Origin of the sequence: Salibaculum halophilum (genome assembly GCF_002094885.1) — a bacterium.
Taxonomy (GTDB): domain Bacteria; phylum Pseudomonadota; class Alphaproteobacteria; order Rhodobacterales; family Rhodobacteraceae; genus Salibaculum; species Salibaculum halophilum.
The window spans coordinates 196,566-214,767 of record NZ_MSIT01000007.1 but is presented as its reverse complement, the minus strand read 5'-3'; the positions used below and the strand labels follow the sequence as shown (position 1 = coordinate 214,767).

Here is an 18,202-nt window from a genome sequence, read left to right as displayed (position 1 = left end):
TTTGCCCCCGAAAACGATAATCAATGGCTAAAATGCCTCACTTTGTCGTCCCGAAGGTCTGGCCCGGTCGGCACGGCACCGCAATGGTGGCGCTAACGGCTGTCTGGTTGCGCTAATGATTGCGCTAACTGCTACACCCCCACCTGTTCATAAGAAAATTCAGCGTGTTAACTGCACGGCATCGGGGGGAACATCCGCCTCACAACCACGGAGCGAGAGAGACATGGACCACGGAACGGTCAATCCGACGATGAAACTGCAGGATCAGGGCATCAGCGGGCTGGGCCATGTCTATTACAACCTGCGCGAACAAGAGCTGGTGGAAGCCGCCCTGCACCGTGGCGAGGGCACGCTGGGCCGGGGTGGTACTTTCCTGACCACCACGGGCGAATTCACGGGCCGCTCGCCAAAGGACAAGCATATCGTGTGCACCCCAGCCACCGAACACACCATCTGGTGGGACAACAATGCCCCGATGGAGGCCGATGCCTTCGACCGGCTTTATGATGACATGACCGCCCACATGGCGGGTGGCGACTATTTTGTCGAGGACCTCTTCGGCGGGGCCGATCCGGCGCACCGGCTGGATGTGCGCGTCGTCACCGAATTGGCCTGGCACGGGTTGTTCATCCGTCATCTTCTGCGGCGGCCTGATACGTCGGAACTGGACGGGTTCAGCCCCGATTTCACCATCATCAACTGCCCCAGCTTCACGGCCGACCCGGCGCGCCACGGCTGCCGCAGCGAAACCGTGATCGCCATGAACTTCGACCGCAAGCTGATCCTGATCGGGGGCACGGAATACGCCGGCGAGAACAAGAAATCGGTCTTTACCCTGCTCAACTACATCCTGCCGGAAAAGGGCATCATGCCGATGCACTGCTCGGCCAACCACGCCAAGGGCAACCCGGTGGACGCCGCCGTGTTCTTCGGCCTTTCGGGCACCGGCAAGACCACCCTGTCCGCCGACCCCGACCGCGTGCTGATCGGCGACGATGAACACGGCTGGTCCGAGCGTGGCATATTCAACTTCGAGGGGGGCTGCTATGCCAAGACCATCGGCCTGGACCCCGAGGCCGAGCCCGAGATCCATGCCACGACCGAGATGCCGCACACGGTGATCGAGAACATGGTCTTCGACCCCGACACGCTGGAACTGGATTTCGAGGATGACAGCCTGACGGCCAACATGCGCTGCGCCTACCCGCTACACTACATCGCCAACGCCAGCGACACCGGCCTTGGCGGGCACCCCAAGAACATCATCATGCTGACCTGCGACGCCTTCGGCGTGCTGCCGCCCATCGCGCGGCTGACGCCGGCGCAGGCGATGTATCATTTCCTGTCAGGCTTCACCTCGAAGGTGGCCGGCACCGAGCGCGGCGTGACCGAGCCGGAACCGACCTTCTCGACCTGCTTCGGCGCGCCCTTCATGCCGCGCCGGCCCGAGGTCTACGGCGAATTGCTGCGCCAGAAGATCGCCAGCCACGGTGCCACCTGTTGGCTGGTCAACACCGGCTGGACCGGCGGCGCCCATGGCACTGGCAGCCGCATGCCCATCCGGGCCACCCGTGCCCTGCTGACGGCGGCGCTGGACGGAACACTGGTCGAGGGCAGTTTCCGCAAGGATCCGAACTTCGGCTTTGACGTGCCGGTGACCTGTGCCGGCGTGGACGACCGCCTGCTTACCCCGCGCGACACCTGGGCGGACCCGGCGGCCTACGATGCGCAGGCCCGGCGGCTTGTCGAGATGTTCGCCGAGAATTTTACCCAGTACGTGCCTTACATCAACGACGACGTGAAGGCCGCCGCGATCGGGTAGATTATGGGCGGCCGTTGCGCCCTGGGAGCCGTCACACGAGGCCCCGCCGGATCAGGTTCAGCCCGGCCAGCATCAGCACCACGAGCGTGGCCTTGCGAAACGTGGCCTGATCAATCTGGTCCTGAACCCGGAACCCGGCCCACATGCCCAGCGCCGCAGGGATCACCAGCAGCGCCGACAGGCCCACTGTCTCGCGGTTGAGCACGCCCGATTGCACATGGCCCAGCAGCAGCATGACCGACCCCAGCCCGTAGATGACCCCCTGCACCACGATCTGCCGCGCCTTGGGGGTATCGATGGCGACGAGGTAGAGCACCGTCGGCGGCCCCCAGGTGCCCGCGAGCCCCCCAAGCGCCCCCGACACCAGCCCCGCGATGACCGCGCCGAGGGTTCGGCGGCCCTCGGGAATCACCAGGCGCAGGCCCAGCAACTGGATACCGCAGAGCACCACCACCGGCACCCCGAGCACGAGGAACATGGTCTCCGAGGGGATCACGGTCAGGAATTGCGCCGAGATCAGGATCATGCTGCAGACCAGCACGAGGTAGAGCCAGAAATCGCGTATCGCCGCGACAGCCTCGCGCCACCCGGCCCGCAGCACTTGCAGCGCGTTGGACAGGACGATGGGCAGGATCAGCCCAGCGACGGCAAGCCGCGGGTCCAGCAGCGATCCCAGACCCGAGACCATGATCAACGGCATGGCAAAGCCAACCGCCCCCTTCACCACCCCGGCTAGCAGGGTGATGGCCAGCACGCCCGCCAGAAGGCCCGCGCTGTCGATGCTTGCGACGATGTTCATGCGCCCGCCCTACCCCGGCCGGCGATCCGCCGCACCCCGAAATCGCGCGCGACATTTTCTTCACGTATCTGCGGGCTATATCGCAGCAATATTGCGCCGCAGTCGCAAAGGCGCTATTGCTGCAACCGCAAAACAGAGGATTCGCCATGCCCCGGGACGGACACGATATGAGCCCCATTCTGACCAACCTGCTGAGCCTGACCAGGGCCGCCCTGCCGCCGCTGGAGGCCCTGCAGCAGGCGGCGACCGAGTCGGTCCGCGCGGTGGTGACGGAGGGTGAGCGTGTCTCGGGCACGCTGATCGAGCAGAACCAGACCGCCGCGCACGGGCTGGCCTGGGTCACCACCTACGTGGAATCGCTGCGCCAGATGCAGGACTGGGCCGAGCGGCTGCAGGCCGAGGGCAAATTCGGCGAGGTCGAGCAACTGCTCCACCAGATCGCCTTCGGCGAATACCTCTGGCAGATTTACGGCGGCATCCCCATGAGCCAGGGCGAGTTTGTCCGGCTTCAGGACCTCGGGCTTGACCAGGACCAGATGCGGGGACTGATGACGCCCGAGGTCATGACCCTGACGCAGCAGGCCAACAGCCAGGCCGCGCGGACCCGGCTGGTCGAGTTGATGCAGGACCAGTCCGCCAACATCACCGTGGGCGCGCCCGGCCTCGACGACGAGATGGACATGATCCGCGAACAGTTCCGCCGTTACACGGTCGACCGCGTCGATCCCCATGCGCAGGATTGGCACCTCAAGGACGAGCTGATCCCGATGGAGATCATCGAGGAACTGGCCGAGATGGGGGTTTTCGGCCTGACCATCCCCGAGGAGCTGGGCGGCTTCGGCCTGCCCAAGACGGCCATGGCCGTCGTCTCCGAGGAGCTCAGCCGTGGCTATATCGGGGTGGGCAGCCTCGGCACCCGCTCCGAGATCGCGGCGGAACTGATCCTTTGCGGCGGGACCGAGGACCAGAAGGCGCAGTGGCTGCCCAAGATCGCCACCGCCGAGATCCTGCCGACGGCCGTTTTCAGCGAACCCAACACCGGGTCGGACCTCGGGGCGCTGCGCACCCGTGCCGTCAAGGCGGGCGCGGATTACGAGATCACCGGCAACAAGACCTGGATCACGCATGCGTCTCGCACCCATGTGATGACCATGCTGGCCCGGACAGACCCCGACAGCACCGATCATCGCGGCCTGTCCATGTTCCTGGCCGAAAAAACGCCGGGCACCGACGCGGAGCCCTTTCCCACTGACGGCATGACCGGCGGCGAGATCGAGGTGCTGGGCTACCGCGGCATGAAGGAATACGAGATCGGCTTCGACAAGTTCACGGTCAAGGGCGAGAACCTGCTGGGCGGTGAAGAGGGCAAGGGCTTCAAGCAGCTCATGCAGACCTTCGAGAGCGCCCGCATCCAGACTGCCGCCCGCGCCGTGGGCGTGGCCCAGTCGGCGCTGGACACCTCGATGCGGTACGCCCAGGACCGCAAGCAGTTCGGCAAACCCCTGATCGCCTTTCCCCGCGTGTCCGGCAAGCTGGCGATGATGGCGGTCGAGATCATGGTGGCGCGGCAACTGACCTATTTCTCGGCGCGGGAGAAGGACAACGACCGCCGCTGCGACCTCGAGGCCGGCATGGCCAAGCTGCTGGGCGCCCGCGTGGCCTGGGCGGCGGCCGACAACGGGCTGCAGGTCCACGGCGGTAACGGCTTCGCGCTGGAATACCCCATCAGCCGCATCTTGTGTGATGCCCGCATCCTCAACATCTTCGAGGGTGCCGCCGAGATCCAAGCGCAGGTCATCGCGCGGCGCTTGCTGGGGTAACACCCTGCGCAACGCTCCGGGGGAGCGTTGCGGCCACAAGCTGCACGGCTAGCTTCTGGCGTTGTCTAACGCGTGCCCTGTTCGGGGTGTGTGGCCTTTAAGTGTGCCGGTCAAGCGCGCTGGTGCAGCAGGTCCATAAGCCGCGCGCGGGCCTCGGGCAGCGGCTTGTCGCCCAGCGCCGGGGCCAGGCGGTGGCGCAGAAAGTGCCCCGTCACCTCCAGCCCGTCGAGGATATCGGCGGGCGTTGCATCACCCTGCCGCAGCAAGACCGGCGGCAGCGGTAAGAGCCTGTCGGCCCAGTCGCCCGCCCCCGCGGCCGAGACCGCCCGGCCCGAGCGGGGCGAGACGTGGACAAGCCCCTCGGTTGCGCCCGTCACGGCACAGGCCGACAGGTCGAGGCCGAAGCCCATCTCTTCCAGCAGGGCCAGCTCCCAGCGCAGGTAGCCCAGCGGCCAGAGGTCATCTTGGCCCAGCAGGTCCAGCAACTGCACGCTGCGGTGATAAAGCGGCGGGTGCGCCTCGCGTTCGGGCAGCACGAAGCACAACAGCCCCGTCACCGCGTTCAGCCCGGCCAGAGGCATGCGTCCGCCCAGCGTCTGCGCCGCGCGGCTGCGCAGGGGCTCGACCGTGAAGGTGCCCAAGTGATCCTCCAGCCGGGCCTTCCAGGTCAGGTCGAGCTGCGCCCCCGGCTGCAGGATCGGCGACAGCCGGCGCCCGGTGCCACCGCGCACGACGCCGGCGGCCCGGCCATGCCCCTCGGTCAGCACATCCAGGATCACGGCATTCTCGCCATGCTTGCGGACCCGAAGGACCGCCCCCTCCTCGCGCCATTCGATCATGCGCGCATCAAGCGGGACGCGAACCGCGAGTGCAAGGGGGTTTCACGCCAATCCCGGCGCGTCCAGCAGGTGGCGCCCGGCGCGGTCCTCGACCTCGATGATCCAGACGTCGGGGTCGAACCCGGCCTGCCGTGCCAGCGCGGCGTCGACATCCGCTTCGTCGCCCTCGGTCAGCACGACCCATTGCCGGTTCCCGCTCATCAGGTCGACGGATCGTTGATAGGCCTCGGCCCGGCCGTCCAGCGTGTTCAGCTTGACCAGAACCGCCCCGGCGGTGGCATCCCCCCGCCGCACGACGAAGGCGGGTATGTCGGCCAGCCGCAGCCGGGTCAGATAGGCCGACACCCAGACATCCGCCGTCAGGCGCATCAGTTGCCGTCCCGGAAATCCAGTCCCATCTGGGAATAGCGCTCGGCCTCGTCCAGCCAGTTCGGGCGCACCTTGACCTGCACGAACAGGTGGATCTTGCGGCCGAGGAACTCTTCCAGGTCCTCGCGCGCGGCCTTGCCTACGGCCTTGATCGTCTCGCCGTGCTTGCCCAGGACGATCCCCTTGTGCCCGTCGCGGACCACGTAGACCACCTGGTCGACGCGGGCCGAACCGTCGTCGCGCTCTTCCCAGCTCTCGGTCTCGACGGTAAGCTGGTAGGGCAGTTCCTGGTGCAGCCGAAGGGTCAGCTTTTCGCGCGTCATCTCGGCGGCGATCATGCGCAGCGGCAGATCGGCGATCTGGTCCTCGGGGTAGAGCCACGGCCCCGCGGGCATCTGCCCGGCCAGCCAGCGGCGCAGATCGTCGCAGCCATGCCCCTTTTCCGCCGAGATCATGAAGGTCTCGGCGAAAGGATACCGGTCGTTCATCGCCTGCGTCAGGGCCAGCAGGGCCGGCGCCTCGACCCGGTCGATCTTGTTGATGGCCAGCGCCACCTTGCGGCCCGCGCCCACCTGTTCGAGCTGCTCCAAAATCGCCTCGACGCCCTCGGTCACGCCGCGATGCGCCTCGATCAGCAGGACGATCACGTCCGAATCGGCGGCCCCGCCCCAGGCGGCGGTCACCATGGCCCGGTCCAGCCGCCGGCGCGGGCGGAACAGGCCCGGCGTGTCCACCAGGACGATCTGCGCGTCGCCCTCCAGGGCCACGCCCCGCAGGCGCGCGCGGGTGGTCTGCACCTTGTGCGTGACGATCGCGACCTTGGCCCCCACCATCCGGTTGGTCAGCGTGGACTTGCCCGCGTTGGGCTCTCCGATCAGGGCGACGAATCCGGCGCGTTGGGTCATCCGGCTCTCCTACTCTGCCTCGACACGGTCCAGCAAAGCCTGCGCGGCAGCGTGCTCGGCGTGGCGCTTGGATCCGGCGGTGGCACTGGCGCTCTGGCCGCTTTGCAGGCTCACCTGGATCGTGAACTGCGGCGCGTGATCGGGGCCCGAGCGCGCGCTTTCCTCATAAACGGGCGGGTGCTGGCCCCGCGCCTGCGCCCATTCCTGAAGCGCGGTCTTGGCGTCGCGGGCATCGGCCTTGACCGTGGTGATGCGATCCCCCCACAGGGCCATGATGCGCGCGCGCGCCGCCGCGAAGCCGGCGTCCAGGTAGACGGCGGCGATCACCGCCTCCATGGCGTCGCCCAGCAGGGCCTCCTTGCGGCGACCGCCCGATTTCATCTCGGACCGGCCGAGTTTCAGCACGGCGCCAAGGTCGGTTTCACGCGCCACGGCGGCGCAGGTTTCCTTGCGCACCAGCGCGTTGTAGCGCGGCGCCAGCTGCCCCTCGGCCGCAGCCGGGTCCGCCTCGAGCAGCGCCTCGGCCATGACCAGCCCCAGCACCCTGTCGCCGAGGAACTCCAGCCGCTGGTTGTCGTCCCGGTGCAGGCTGGACATCGACGGATGCGTCACTGCGCGGAGTAGCAGCTCGGGCCGGGCGAAGCGATGGCCCAGCCTGTCCTGGAACGCTCGTAGCTCGGCCGAGAGTTTCACTCGATCGCCTTGAAGAAGCGGTCCGACCGCCAGGTCCAGAAGGCCAGCATGGACCGCCCGGCGGACGAGAACATGATCCGGTCGGCGCGCCCCACGATATCCTCGTAAGGCACGAAGCCGACGCCGCGCGCGGCCTGCGGGACGCGGCTGTCCGAGGAATTGTCACGGTTGTCGCCCATGAAGAAATACTGCCCCTCGGGCACGGTGAAGACGCCGGTGTTGTCCAGCGCCCGCGGCCCGATGTTGAGGACGGAATGCGTGACACCGTTGGGCAGTTCCTCGGTGAAGCGCTGCTTCTGGCACTCGGACCCGAGGCCCACCGCCCCGTTCATGCACTGCGGCAGCAACCCGCTGGGACCCTGCCGGTCCATGGTTTCGATGAAAAAGCCGTCGGGGCTTTGCTCGGCGGCTTCGCCGTTGATCTGGACAACCCCGTTGCGCATCTGGATGCGGTCGCCCGGCAGGCCGATCACGCGCTTGATGAAGTCGCGGCCTGTCACCGGATGGCGAAAGACAACGACGTCGCCGCGCTCGGGCTCGGAGCCGAACAACCGGTCGTTGCCGCCCTCGAAGACGCCACAGAAGTCATCCGCGCCGACATCGATGCCGAAGCGCGGTATCCGGATCGAGGGGCAAGAGGCATAGGAATAGCCGTAGGCCATCTTGTTGACGAAAAGGAAATCGCCGATCAACAGCGTGTCCTTCATCGAGCCGGAGGGAATCCAGAACGGTTGGAAGAACAGGGTCCGAAAGACCCCGGCGATGAGCAAGGCATAAACAACCGTCTTGATGGTTTCCTTGACGGTGTGCAGCAGGCCGGCGCTTTCGGACATTGACTGGAATTCCCTGTGAAAGACCGATGCTTCATGGGGCGGGGACGGCCCCGAGTCAACCTGTCAGTCCGGGGCTGTCAGGGGCCGCGCCTCGATCACCACGAAGGCCTGCGCCCAGGGGTGATCGTCGGTCAGGGTGACGTGAATGATGGCCGTGTGGCCCGCGGGTGTCATCTCTGCCAGCCTGTCGCGTGCCCAGCCGGTAACGGCCATGACGGGCTGGCCGGTCGCGAGGTTCGTGACCGCCATGTCCTTCCAGGCGATGCCCATGCGCAGGCCCGTGCCCAGCGCCTTGGAACAAGCCTCTTTCGCGGCCCAGCGCTTGGCATAGGTGCCCGCGACATCGGCGCGGCGCTCGGCCTTGGCCTGCTCGACCTCGGTGAAGACACGATTCCGGAACCGGGCGCCGAAACGGTCGAGCGTGCCCTGGATGCGCTCGATGTTGGCAAAGTCGGTGCCGATGCCGAGGATCATCGCCCTCAGGTCTCCAGCCGCAGGGTCAGGATACGCAGGCTGGCCGCGCCGAACAGCAGCCCGAAGGCCAGTTCGAACCAGCGCCGGGCGCGGGCATAGGCCTTCGAGATCGCCCCCACCGAGAACAGCCAGGCATAGCCCAGAAACATCACCGCCGAGACGCCAGCCAGCATGGCGAACACCTGCCAGACCGCCAGCAGACCGGCCCCCGGGGGCAGCGCGATAGCGTAGATCGACCCCCAGGCCAGCATGGCCTTGGGGTTGGTCAGGTGGATCAGAAGCCCCTTCACGAAAAACCGCCCGCGCGGCGCCGCCGCCTGCGCGGCAGGGCCACCTGCCCAGGCCGTGCGCAGGGATTTCAGCGCCAGGTAAAGCAGATAGGCGGCACCGGCATGGCGCAGCGCCTCGAACAGCCAGGCGTTCGACATCATGACCGCCGAAAACCCGAGCCCGGCGGCGATGCCCCAGCTGGCCGAGCCGGCGACGATGCCCAGCGCCAGCGCCGTGCCCGTCGCGCGGCCGTAGCCCATCGCGGTGCCGGAAATGGCCAGCGTCGCCGGGCCGGGACTCCCGGCGGCGAGCATCCAGCCCCCCAGCAGGACCGGCAGCGGGATCAGGACGTCAGGCACCGCGGGCCTCGTGCATCAGGCGGCGCATTTCGCGGATCGCCGGGTCCAGCCCCATGAAGATCGCCTCGGCGATGATGAAATGGCCGATGTTCAGTTCCCTGACTTCAGGAAAGGCGGCCACCGGCTGAACGGTCTCGAAGGTCAGGCCGTGGCCCGCGTGCACCTCGAGGCCCAGTGACTGGGCGAGGGCGGCCATCTCGCGCAGACCCTCCAGTTCGCGGTCGCAGTCGTCGAGGCGGCCCTCGGCGTGGGCGTCGCAGTAGGCACCGGTGTGCAGTTCGACCACTTGCGCGCCGATGCGGTGCGCGGCGTCGATCTGGCGCCGGTCGGCCGCAACGAAAATCGACACCCGGCAGCCCGCCTCGCGCAGCGGCGCGATGAAATGCGCCAGGCGGTTTTCCTCCCGCGCGACCTCGAGCCCGCCCTCGGTGGTGCGTTCCTCGCGCTTTTCGGGGACGATGCAGACGGCATGCGGGCGGTGCCGCAGGGCGATACGCTGCATTTCCTCGGTCGCGGCCATCTCGAAATTGAGCGGTGTCTCTAGCGCCTCGGTCAGCGCCGCGATGTCACGATCCGAGATATGGCGGCGATCCTCGCGCAGGTGCGCGGTGATCCCGTCGGCGCCGGCCGCCTCGGCCAGCTTGGCGGCGCGAACGGGTTCGGGATAGGTGCCGCCGCGGGCGTTGCGCACCGTGGCCACGTGGTCGATGTTCACGCCCAGACGCAGGTCGTCCATGGCTGTTCTCCCTTCTTCTGCCGCGCGAGGCTAGCGCCCCGCGCCACCGGGTGAAAGGCGCCCGGCATGACAATTCCTGACCCGGTCCATCACGGGCGCTGCGGCGGGTCGTCGCCGGCATCCGACCCGGCGGACGGCTGCTTGAGCTTGCGCAGCTTGGCCCGCAGCACCTTGCGCCGCCGGTTCTGATAGGCATGGATCACCCGCACGGCCAGATAGTAGCAGGTCGTCGCCGCGACGAGGCCCGGGATGATCCCTCCGATCATGAAGGGAAAGAACGTCGTCTGATAGAAGTCCTGCAGCCCGTCCCACCGCATCGGCGCGGCCGAGAAAATTGCACCGAGGTTGTGCCAGATATCGGCCGAGGCGGCGGAAATCTCGGCATTCAGGTCCACCTGACGCGGGGCCTCGCCGAGCAGCAGATGCCCGAACCACAGCGACGTCGCCGCGATGGGGATGTAGGTCAGGGGATTGCCGAAAAACGTCGCCAACAGGGCGGCCACCATGTTGCCCCGCATCAACCAGGCCAGAAAAACCGAAATGAAGAAATGCAGCCCGAAAAAGGGCGAGAAGGTCACGAAGACCCCGGCCCAGATGCCGCGACCAATCTTTTCGGGGGTGTCGGGCAGCCGGCGCACCCGATACTGGACGTAGCGCGCCGCCCGGGCCCAGCCGCCGCGCGGCCAGAAGACCTCGAAGATGATCCGCCAGATCGGGCGTCTGTCCCTGCGTCTGAAGACCACCTGTCGCGTTCCCGTTCTACTGCTGGCGTTCGACCGTCCCCGCGCGGTCGGGATCGCGGTGACGGCCGATGGCCGAGACATGGCTTTCCGCTTCAAGCGCCGTCATGATCCTGTGCATATGTTCTACGTCGCGCAGGTCAACCTCGATCAGCAGCCTGTAGTAGTCCGGCTTGCGATCGACGAAGACAAGATCGGATATGTTCGCCTCCTGCTCGCCGATCAGCGTGCAGACGCGGCCCAGGACACCGGCGTCGTTGGAAATCGTCAGCTCCATGGTGACGGTGTTTCCGGCCCGGTGCGTGCCTTCGGCCCAGTGCAGATCGACCCAGCGGTCGGGCTGGTCCTCGTACTGGGCCAGCACGTCGCAGTCGATGGCATGCACGACAACGCCCTGACCGCGCTGGGTGATCCCGACGATGCGCTCGCCGGGCACGGGCTGACAGCACTGCGCGCGCCGAAAGGACTGGTCGGCGGCCAGCCCGACGACGGCGCGGCGCGGCTCGATCTCGGGGCCCTCGGCCTCGGCCAGTTCGGGGTAGATGGCGCGCACCACCTCGCGGCTGGTCACGTCGGCGCTGCCCAATTGTTCCAGCAGGTCCTCGGTGGTGGCCAGCCCCATCGCCTTGGCGGCGGTGCGCAGGGCCTTGTCGGTGGCCTTCTTGCCGATGTTCTCGAAAGCGACGCGGGCCAGTTCCCGGCCCAGCCGGATGAACCGCTCGCGATCCTCTTCGCGCAGGGCGCGGCGGATGGCGGTCTTGGCGCGCCCGGTCACGGCTATGTCGACCCATGTCACCTGCGGGCTCTGGCCCTCGGCGGTGATGACCTCGACCGACTGCCCGTTCTTGAGCCGCGTCCACAGCGGCACGCGCAGCCCGTCCACCTTGGCCCCCACGGTGGCATGGCCGATCCGGGTGTGGATGGCATAGGCAAAGTCGATCGGCGTCGCCCCGCGCGGCAGCTTGATGACATCGCCCTTGGGGGTGAAACAGAAGACTTGGTCCTGGTACATCTCCAGCTTGACGAAATCGAGAAACTCGTCGTGGTCGTGCCCCTCGTCCAGGCGCTCGGTCATCGAGGCGACCCAGCGCGCGGGATCGACCGCAAAGCGGTTCTCGACCCGCTCGCCATCGCGATAGGACCAATGCGCGGCGACGCCCGTCTCGGCGACCTCGTGCATCTCGCGGGTGCGGATCTGAACCTCGACGCGCTTGCCGTCGCGCCCGGACACGGTGGTGTGGATGGAGCGATAGCCGTTCGACTTGGGCTGGCTGATGTAATCCTTGAACCGGCCCGGCACCGCGCGCCAGCGCTGGTGGATCACGCCAAGAACGGCGTAGCAGTCGGCCTCGGTCCCGGTCAGGATGCGAAAGCCGTAGATGTCGGACAGGCGCGAGAAGCCCTGGTCCTTTTCCTGCATCTTGCGCCAGATCGAATAGGGTTTCTTGGCGCGGCCGTAGACCTCGGCCACGAGACCGGCGCGGTCCAGCTCGGCCTCCATGTCGGCGGTGATCTTCTCGATCACGTCGCCGGTTTCGCGTTGCAGCGTGATGAACCGGCGGATGATGGAATTGCGCGCCTCGGGGTTGAGCACGCGAAAGGCCAGGTCCTCAAGTTCCTCGCGCATCCATTGCATGCCCATGCGCCCGGCGAGCGGGGCATAGATGTCCATCGTCTCGCGCGCCTTCTGGACCTGTTTGTCGGTGCGCATGGACTTGATGGTGCGCATGTTGTGCAGCCGGTCGGCCAGCTTGACCAGCGTCACCCGCAGATCGCGCGCGGTGGCCATGAACAGCTTGCGGAAATTCTCGGCCTGTTTCGAGGCGGCATCGGTCAGCTGCAGGTTGGTCAGCTTGGTGACGCCCTCGACAAGATCGGCGATCTCGCGGCCGAAGCGGTGCTCGACCGTTCGGAAGCTGGCCTTGGTGTCCTCGATGGTGTCGTGCAGCAGGGCCGTGACGATGGTGGCATCGTCCATCTGCTGCTCGGCCAGGATGCCGGCCACGGCCACCGGGTGGGTGAAATAGGGCTCGCCGGAATGGCGGAACTGGCCGTCGTGCATCTCCGCCCCGAAGGCGAAGGCGTCGCGGATCAGGTCCTCGTTGGACTTGGGGTTGTAGGTTCGGACCAGCCCGATCAGGTCATCTGCCGCGATCATGCCGGTCGGGGTCCGCCTCTACTTTTCGCTCTGGGCATCCATGAGGGCGCGCAGGAGCTTTTCCTCGCTCATGTCGTCCTCGGCCGGGGCGTCGGGCTGTTCACCGCCGCCTCCCATGAGGATCGCCATGGAGTCCTCTTCGGGCTCGTCGACCTCGATCTGGGTCTGGTTCGATTCGATCAGGCGCTCGCGCAGATCGTCAGCCTGCTGGGTCTCGTCGGCGATCTCGCGCAGGGACACGACAGGGTTCTTGTCGTTGTCGCGCTCCACGGTGACGGGCGAGCCAGCCGAGATCTCGCGGGCCCGGTGCGCGGCAAGCATCACCAGCTCGAAGCGGTTCGGAACCTTGTCTACGCAGTCTTCAACGGTCACGCGGGCCATGGGGCACTCCAATCGGTCGGTCTGGTCGTCGGTGGAAGGGGCGGCATAAAGCCTTGACAGCCGTTTGACAAGGCGATTCCCGGGTCGCTAGAGCGGTACAACCGCCGCGACCTCGTCCGCCGGTCGCGCCGCGCGCATCTGGGTGACAGTCAGGCCCAGCCCCGGGTGGCGCCAGTGTTCGGCCACATCCGCCAGCGGCACCAGAACGAAGGCCCGGTCTTGCAGCCGCGGATGCGGCAGGATCAGGTCCTCGGGGGCGATCCTTTGCTGCTCGGACAGGGGCAGGTCGCGCCAATGAGTCTGCGTGGCGGCGTCCGGCAGGACCAGGTCGCCAACCGCGATTAGGTCCAGGTCGAGGCTGCGCTGGCCCCATCGCGCGCCCCGGCTGCGCCCGAAATCCGCCTCGATCTCGTGCAGGCGGGCCAGGATGTTGCCCGGCGCGTCTGCGCTGCGAAAGGCCGCCGCCGCGTTCACGAAATCCGGCCCCGATCCGGCCGGAAAGGCCGGGGTGGCAAAGAATCGACTGACCGCGACCCCGTCGCCGAAGGCCGCGCGCAATGCCGCAACGGCCGCCTCCACCGTCGCCCGCGCGTCGCCGTGCGGCGAGCTGGCGTTCGACCCTATGGCGACCAGGGTCAATCTTTCGATAGTGCCCCTAAGGAAAGGTTGTGTCATGTTACAAATCTCTTACATGCCCTGTCCGCCGGATTAATACCACTCACGCGCAACCCCAACCGGCGAGCTTTCATTGGAAGGAAAAATTCATGTTCTACCGTGATGAGCGCCTTGCGCTCTTCATTGACGGGTCGAACCTCTATGCCGCGGCCAAGGCGCTCGGGTTCGACATCGACTACAAGCTGCTGCGACAGGAATTCATGCGTCGCGGCAAGCTGCTGCGGGCGTTCTACTACACCGCCCTGCTGGAAAACGACGAGTATTCACCGATCAGGCCCCTTGTCGACTGGCTGCACTACAACGGTTTCACCATGGTGACCAAGCCGGCGAAGGAGTTCACCGACAGCCAGGGCCGGCGCAAGGTCAAGGGCAACATGGACATAGAACTGACCGTCGATGCCATGGAACTGGCCCCTCACGTGGACCACATCGTGCTGTTCTCGGGCGATGGCGACTTCCGGCCGCTGATCGAATCGATCCAGCGCAAGGGGGTGCGGGTCTCGGTCGTCTCGACCATCCGCAGCCAGCCGCCCATGATCGCCGACGAGCTGCGCCGCCAGGCCGACAACTTCATCGAACTTGAAGACCTGCGCGAGGTCATCGGCCGCCCCCCGCGGGAACCCCGCGAACCCCGCAGCGAGGCCCCGGTCGGCACCGAATGAAACCGAAGGCTCCGCGCGTCACGGATCGTCCGCCGCCATCCCGGTGGTGGCGGGCGCCCGGACAGCGCCCGAGGCCTTTTGCACATGATTTGCCCGGCACGGTTCTGGACGCGCGCGGCGCGAGCGCCTAGGTTTCCGGCATGACGAAGCCGCCCCTTACCCTGCTGCTCGCCGCCCCGCGCGGGTTCTGTGCCGGTGTCGACCGCGCCATCAAGATCGTCGAGATGGCGTTGGAGAAATGGGGTGCCCCCGTCTACGTCCGCCACGAGATCGTGCATAACAGGTACGTCGTCGATGACCTGCGCACCAAGGGCGCGGTCTTCGTCGAGGAGCTGGACGCGTGCCCGGACGATCGCCCGGTGATCTTCTCGGCCCATGGCGTGCCCAAGGCCGTCCCGGCCGAGGCCGCCAAGCGCGAGATGATCTATGTCGATGCCACCTGCCCGCTGGTGTCGAAGGTGCATATCGAGGCCGCCCGCCACGCCGAAAACGGCCTTCAGATGATCATGATCGGTCACGCCGGCCACCCCGAAACCGTGGGCACCATGGGCCAGTTGCCCGAGGGCGAGGTTCTGTTGGTCGAGACGGTCGAGGACGTCGCGCGCGTGCAGGTCCGCGACCCCGACAAGCTGGCCTTCGTCACCCAGACCACGCTGTCGGTGGATGACACCTCGGATATCGTGGCCGCGCTGCAGGCGCGGTTTCCCAATATCATCGGCCCCCACAAGGAAGACATCTGCTATGCCACCACGAACCGGCAGGAGTCGGTCAAGGCGGTGGCGCCGCGCGCCGATGCGCTGCTGGTCGTGGGCGCGCCCAATTCCTCGAACTCGCGGCGGCTGGTCGAGGTGGGGCGCAAGGCCGGCTGCCCCTACGCGCAACTGGTGCAACGGGCCGCCGACATCGACTGGCGCGCGCTGGACGGAGTCGCGACTGTTGCCGTCACCGCCGGCGCCTCGGCCCCCGAGGCCCTGATCAACGAGGTGATCGACAGCTTCCGCGACCGCTACGCCGTCACGGTCGAATCCGTCGAGACCGCCCGCGAAGACGTGGAATTCAAGGTGCCCCGCGCCCTGCGCGAACCGGCCTGAGGCATCCGGCCGCTTGCCAATCCCGCGCGGCCAGATCATCTAGGGCCCCATGAAGGATATCCCCCGCTCCGCCCTCGTGCTCGGCCTGGCCGGGCTTCTGCCCTTCCTTTGGGGGGCCGCGACCGTGCTGCTGCCCGATCTGGGGATGCGGGCGATGGGCCGGATCGGCGGCCGCTTCATCGGGCCCTACGTCCAGATCGCCTATGGCACCGTAATCCTGGCCTTCATGGCCGGTGTCCTCTGGGGCTTCGCCACCCGAGCAGCGGGGCGGCTGGCCGCGCTTGGTTATACCCTGTCCGTCGTCCCGGCGCTCTGGGCTTTTTTCATGGTGGGCGGCGGGGCCGTCAGCGCCGCGGTCAACCTGGCAACGGGATTTGCCGGGCTGTTGCTGCTGGACTGGTTCTTCTGGAACGCAGGGCTGGCGCCGCGCTGGTGGATGGCCCTGCGCGTGCCGCTGACGCTGGTGGTGCTGCTGTGCCTCGCGCCGGTGATCCTGTGAACCGGGGCCGGCGCGGGCCGTTTTCCCGGTTGCATCCGACCGCCGCACCAAGGCAAACGGACGGTTCGACAGACACGCCCTAGGATCGGCCTGACCAACCCATGCCCGACCTCTATGCCTTCACCGACGGTGCCTGTTCCGGCAACCCCGGCCCCGGTGGCTGGGGTGTGCTGCTGCAGGCCCGCGAGGGCGAAAACGTGCTGCGCGAACGCGAACTTTCGGGCGGCGAGGCCGGCACGACGAACAACCGCATGGAGCTGATGGCCGCGACCGAGGCGCTCAACGCGCTGACACAGTCCAGCCGCGTGACCATCGTGACCGACAGCAACTATGTCCGCGACGGAATCACCAAGTGGATTCACGGCTGGAAGGCCAAGGGCTGGAAGACGGCGCAGAAAAAGCCCGTCAAGAACGCCGAGCTCTGGCAGGCGCTGGAGGCCGCCGCCGCGCGCCACGACGTGACCTGGGAATGGGTCAAGGGCCATGCCGGGCACCCGGAAAACGAACGTGCCGATGCCCTGGCCCGCGCCGGCATGGCCCCCTTCAAGGCCGGCCCGGGACCGCAGGGATGATCACACCGCTGTCACTCGACCTTGTCGCGGTCATCCTCTTTGCCCTGACCGGGGCCATCCGGGCCAGCCGAGCCCAGCTCGACGTTATCGGCTTTGTCTTTCTGGCAGCCCTGGCCGCGGTGGGCGGCGGGACCGTCCGCGACCTGCTGCTTGACCGGCACCCCGTTTTCTGGGTCGAGACCCCGGTGCATATACTCGCGGCCACGGGGGCCGCCCTGGTGGCCTTCCTCGTCGCCCATCTGCTCGAGAAATGGCAACGTGCATTGGTTTGGCTCGACGCCGTGGCCCTGTCTATCGCCACCGCGGCAGGGGTGGCAACGGCGCAGAACATGGAACAGTCCTTGCTGATCCTGACCATAATGGGGGTTGTGACGGGAACCCTCGGCGGCTTGATGCGCGACGTCGTGGCACGGGAAATGCCGCTTCTGCTTACGCCGGGCGAGATGTATGCCGCCGCGTCCTTTGGCGGGGCGGCGGCTGCCGTTGCGGTGATGCAGGTGATCGAGGGGGTGTTCGCCCCCGTCGTGGTCGCGATAACGGTCACATTCGCGCTGCGCGCCGGGTCGCTTGCCTTCGGTTGGCGCCTGCCGACCTACCGCCCGAGGTAAGCCCCGGCTCGAAGCGCCCTGCCCCGAAGGAAATCCGCGGCGTCTTGCGGCCCTCGCCCCGCGCGCTGCACGCGCAGGAACTGCACGGCGCCCTGGCCGCAGGCGACCGTAAACCTGTCATCAAGCACTTCGCCCGGTGCCCCCGCGCCCGCAGCCATCCGTGATGCCAGCAGCTTGATCCGCTCGCCGGAAACCTCGGTCCAGGCACCGGGGGCGGGCGAGAGCCCCCTGACCTTTGCATCAATCTCCCACGCGGGCAGGGTCCAGTCGATGCGCGTCTCGGCCTTGTCGATCTTGGCGGCATAGGTCACGCCGGTGTCCGCCTGGGGCGCGGGCGTCAAACCGCCCAGATCGTCGAGCGCCGCGACGATCAGGCGCGCGCCCATCGCCGAGAGCCGATCGTGCAGATCCCCGGTTGTGTCTTTGGGGCCGATGGGCGTCGCCTCGCGCAGCAGCACCGGGCCGGTGTCCAGCCCGGCCTGCATCCGCATGATGCAGACGCCGGTCTCGCGGTCGCCCGCGATCACCGCGCGGTGGATCGGGGCCGCCCCGCGCCAGCGCGGCAGAAGCGAGGCGTGGATGTTCAGACAACCGTGCACAGGCGCGTCCAGCACCGGCTGCGGCAGCAAAAGGCCATAGGCCACCACGACGGCAACATCCGCGTCCAGCGCGGCGAACTCCGCCTGGTCCTGTGCCCCTTTCAACGACACCGGGTGGCGCACGGACAGGCCCAGCGCCTCGGCCCGGGCCTGCACCGGCGTCGGCCGGTCTTTCTTGCCCCGGCCCGCCGGGCGCGGCGGCTGGCAATAGACGCAGGCGATCTCGTGCCCCGCCTGCACGAGCGCGTCGAGGGCGGGAACCGAGAACTCGGGCGAGCCCATGAAGACGATGCGCATC

General features: G+C 67.4%; 21 protein-coding genes. 7 read left to right on the top strand and 14 right to left on the bottom strand.

The annotated features are described in order from the left end of the window. Positions 1 to 223 precede the first annotated feature (223 nt). Positions 224 to 1,822 carry a phosphoenolpyruvate carboxykinase gene (locus BU124_RS06680; protein ID WP_084861922.1) on the top strand — a complete coding sequence of 533 codons (1,599 nt, stop codon included), beginning with the start codon at positions 224 to 226 and terminating at the stop codon, positions 1,820 to 1,822. A 31-nt stretch (positions 1,823 to 1,853) separates the two neighbouring features. Here the strand turns inward: BU124_RS06680 and BU124_RS06675 are convergent, their stop codons facing one another. Beyond that, positions 1,854 to 2,621 (bottom strand): sulfite exporter TauE/SafE family protein, encoded by a 768-nt coding sequence (locus BU124_RS06675; RefSeq protein WP_084861919.1) that lies wholly within the window; start codon positions 2,619 to 2,621, stop codon positions 1,854 to 1,856. A 146-nt stretch (positions 2,622 to 2,767) separates the two neighbouring features. On the opposite strand from BU124_RS06675, the gene BU124_RS06670 reads away from it, so the two are divergent. Continuing rightward, positions 2,768 to 4,441, top strand: a complete 1,674-nt coding sequence (locus BU124_RS06670) for an acyl-CoA dehydrogenase family protein (RefSeq protein ID WP_084861918.1) — start codon at positions 2,768 to 2,770, stop codon at positions 4,439 to 4,441. Positions 4,442 to 4,551: 110 nt separating this feature from the next. Here BU124_RS06670 and recO read toward each other — a convergent pair whose 3' ends face one another. The 12 genes from recO to folK form a co-directional block, all read right to left on the bottom strand. Continuing rightward, entirely contained in the window at positions 4,552 to 5,277 is a 726-nt protein-coding gene (gene recO, locus BU124_RS06665; protein WP_084861992.1) for a DNA repair protein RecO, read from the bottom strand. A 45-nt stretch (positions 5,278 to 5,322) separates the two neighbouring features. Continuing rightward, positions 5,323 to 5,649 carry a DUF1491 family protein gene (locus tag BU124_RS06660; RefSeq protein WP_084861915.1) on the bottom strand — a complete coding sequence of 109 codons (327 nt, stop codon included), beginning with the start codon at positions 5,647 to 5,649 and terminating at the stop codon, positions 5,323 to 5,325. Then, positions 5,649 to 6,554, bottom strand: a complete 906-nt coding sequence (gene era, locus BU124_RS06655) for a GTPase Era (protein WP_084861913.1) — start codon at positions 6,552 to 6,554, stop codon at positions 5,649 to 5,651. The genes BU124_RS06660 and era overlap by 1 nt, the downstream gene beginning before the upstream one ends. Positions 6,555 to 6,563: 9 nt before the next feature. Then, complete coding sequence (gene rnc / locus BU124_RS06650) at positions 6,564 to 7,247, bottom strand: ribonuclease III (RefSeq protein ID WP_084861911.1); 684 nt, start codon at positions 7,245 to 7,247, stop codon at positions 6,564 to 6,566. Then, positions 7,244 to 8,080 carry a signal peptidase I gene (gene lepB, locus BU124_RS06645; RefSeq protein WP_084861909.1) on the bottom strand — a complete coding sequence of 279 codons (837 nt, stop codon included), beginning with the start codon at positions 8,078 to 8,080 and terminating at the stop codon, positions 7,244 to 7,246. The genes rnc and lepB overlap by 4 nt, the downstream gene beginning before the upstream one ends. 63 nt (positions 8,081 to 8,143) lie before the next feature. Next, positions 8,144 to 8,554, bottom strand: a complete 411-nt coding sequence (acpS, locus tag BU124_RS06640; protein WP_084861907.1) for a holo-ACP synthase — start codon at positions 8,552 to 8,554, stop codon at positions 8,144 to 8,146. 5 nt (positions 8,555 to 8,559) lie between these two features. After that, on the bottom strand, positions 8,560 to 9,183 hold the full coding sequence (locus BU124_RS06635; RefSeq protein WP_245831623.1) for a LysE family translocator: 624 nt from the start codon (positions 9,181 to 9,183) through the stop codon (positions 8,560 to 8,562). Beyond that, entirely contained in the window at positions 9,176 to 9,919 is a 744-nt protein-coding gene (locus BU124_RS06630; RefSeq protein WP_084861905.1) for a pyridoxine 5'-phosphate synthase, read from the bottom strand. Before BU124_RS06630 ends, BU124_RS06635 begins: the two co-directional genes overlap by 8 nt. Before the next feature lie 89 nt (positions 9,920 to 10,008). Further along, entirely contained in the window at positions 10,009 to 10,662 is a 654-nt protein-coding gene (locus tag BU124_RS06625; protein WP_084861902.1) for a DUF2062 domain-containing protein, read from the bottom strand. Between the two features lie 16 nt (positions 10,663 to 10,678). Beyond that, positions 10,679 to 12,817 carry a RelA/SpoT family protein gene (locus tag BU124_RS06620; protein WP_084861900.1) on the bottom strand — a complete coding sequence of 713 codons (2,139 nt, stop codon included), beginning with the start codon at positions 12,815 to 12,817 and terminating at the stop codon, positions 10,679 to 10,681. Between the two features lie 18 nt (positions 12,818 to 12,835). Further along, positions 12,836 to 13,198 carry a DNA-directed RNA polymerase subunit omega gene (gene rpoZ, locus BU124_RS06615; RefSeq protein ID WP_084861898.1) on the bottom strand — a complete coding sequence of 121 codons (363 nt, stop codon included), beginning with the start codon at positions 13,196 to 13,198 and terminating at the stop codon, positions 12,836 to 12,838. A gap of 87 nt (positions 13,199 to 13,285) precedes the next feature. Continuing rightward, positions 13,286 to 13,837: a 2-amino-4-hydroxy-6-hydroxymethyldihydropteridine diphosphokinase gene (folK, locus tag BU124_RS06610; RefSeq protein WP_425442453.1), complete on the bottom strand. Its 552-nt coding sequence runs from the start codon at positions 13,835 to 13,837 to the stop codon at positions 13,286 to 13,288. A gap of 125 nt (positions 13,838 to 13,962) precedes the next feature. Here folK and BU124_RS06605 point away from each other — a divergent pair, with 125 nt between their 5' ends. The 5 genes from BU124_RS06605 to BU124_RS06585 all read left to right on the top strand — a co-directional run bounded on the left by BU124_RS06605 (position 13,963) and on the right by BU124_RS06585 (position 17,305). Further along, a complete protein-coding gene (locus BU124_RS06605) occupies positions 13,963 to 14,535 on the top strand; it encodes a LabA-like NYN domain-containing protein (protein WP_084861894.1) in 573 nt (190 codons plus the stop codon). Positions 14,536 to 14,675: 140 nt separating this feature from the next. Beyond that, complete coding sequence (gene ispH / locus BU124_RS06600; RefSeq protein ID WP_084861892.1) at positions 14,676 to 15,626, top strand: 4-hydroxy-3-methylbut-2-enyl diphosphate reductase; 951 nt, start codon at positions 14,676 to 14,678, stop codon at positions 15,624 to 15,626. 49 nt (positions 15,627 to 15,675) lie between these two features. Further along, a complete protein-coding gene (locus BU124_RS06595) occupies positions 15,676 to 16,125 on the top strand; it encodes a DUF3429 domain-containing protein (RefSeq protein ID WP_084861890.1) in 450 nt (149 codons plus the stop codon). 101 nt (positions 16,126 to 16,226) lie between these two features. After that, positions 16,227 to 16,697 carry a ribonuclease HI gene (gene rnhA / locus BU124_RS06590; protein WP_084861888.1) on the top strand — a complete coding sequence of 157 codons (471 nt, stop codon included), beginning with the start codon at positions 16,227 to 16,229 and terminating at the stop codon, positions 16,695 to 16,697. Further along, complete coding sequence (locus tag BU124_RS06585) at positions 16,694 to 17,305, top strand: trimeric intracellular cation channel family protein (protein ID WP_084861886.1); 612 nt, start codon at positions 16,694 to 16,696, stop codon at positions 17,303 to 17,305. The genes rnhA and BU124_RS06585 overlap by 4 nt, the downstream gene beginning before the upstream one ends. Here BU124_RS06585 and fmt read toward each other — a convergent pair. Beyond that, complete coding sequence (gene fmt / locus BU124_RS06580; protein ID WP_084861884.1) at positions 17,290 to 18,201, bottom strand: methionyl-tRNA formyltransferase; 912 nt, start codon at positions 18,199 to 18,201, stop codon at positions 17,290 to 17,292. The two genes, BU124_RS06585 and fmt, sit on opposite strands and share 16 nt — an antisense overlap. Between the last annotated feature and the right edge of the window lies 1 nt (position 18,202).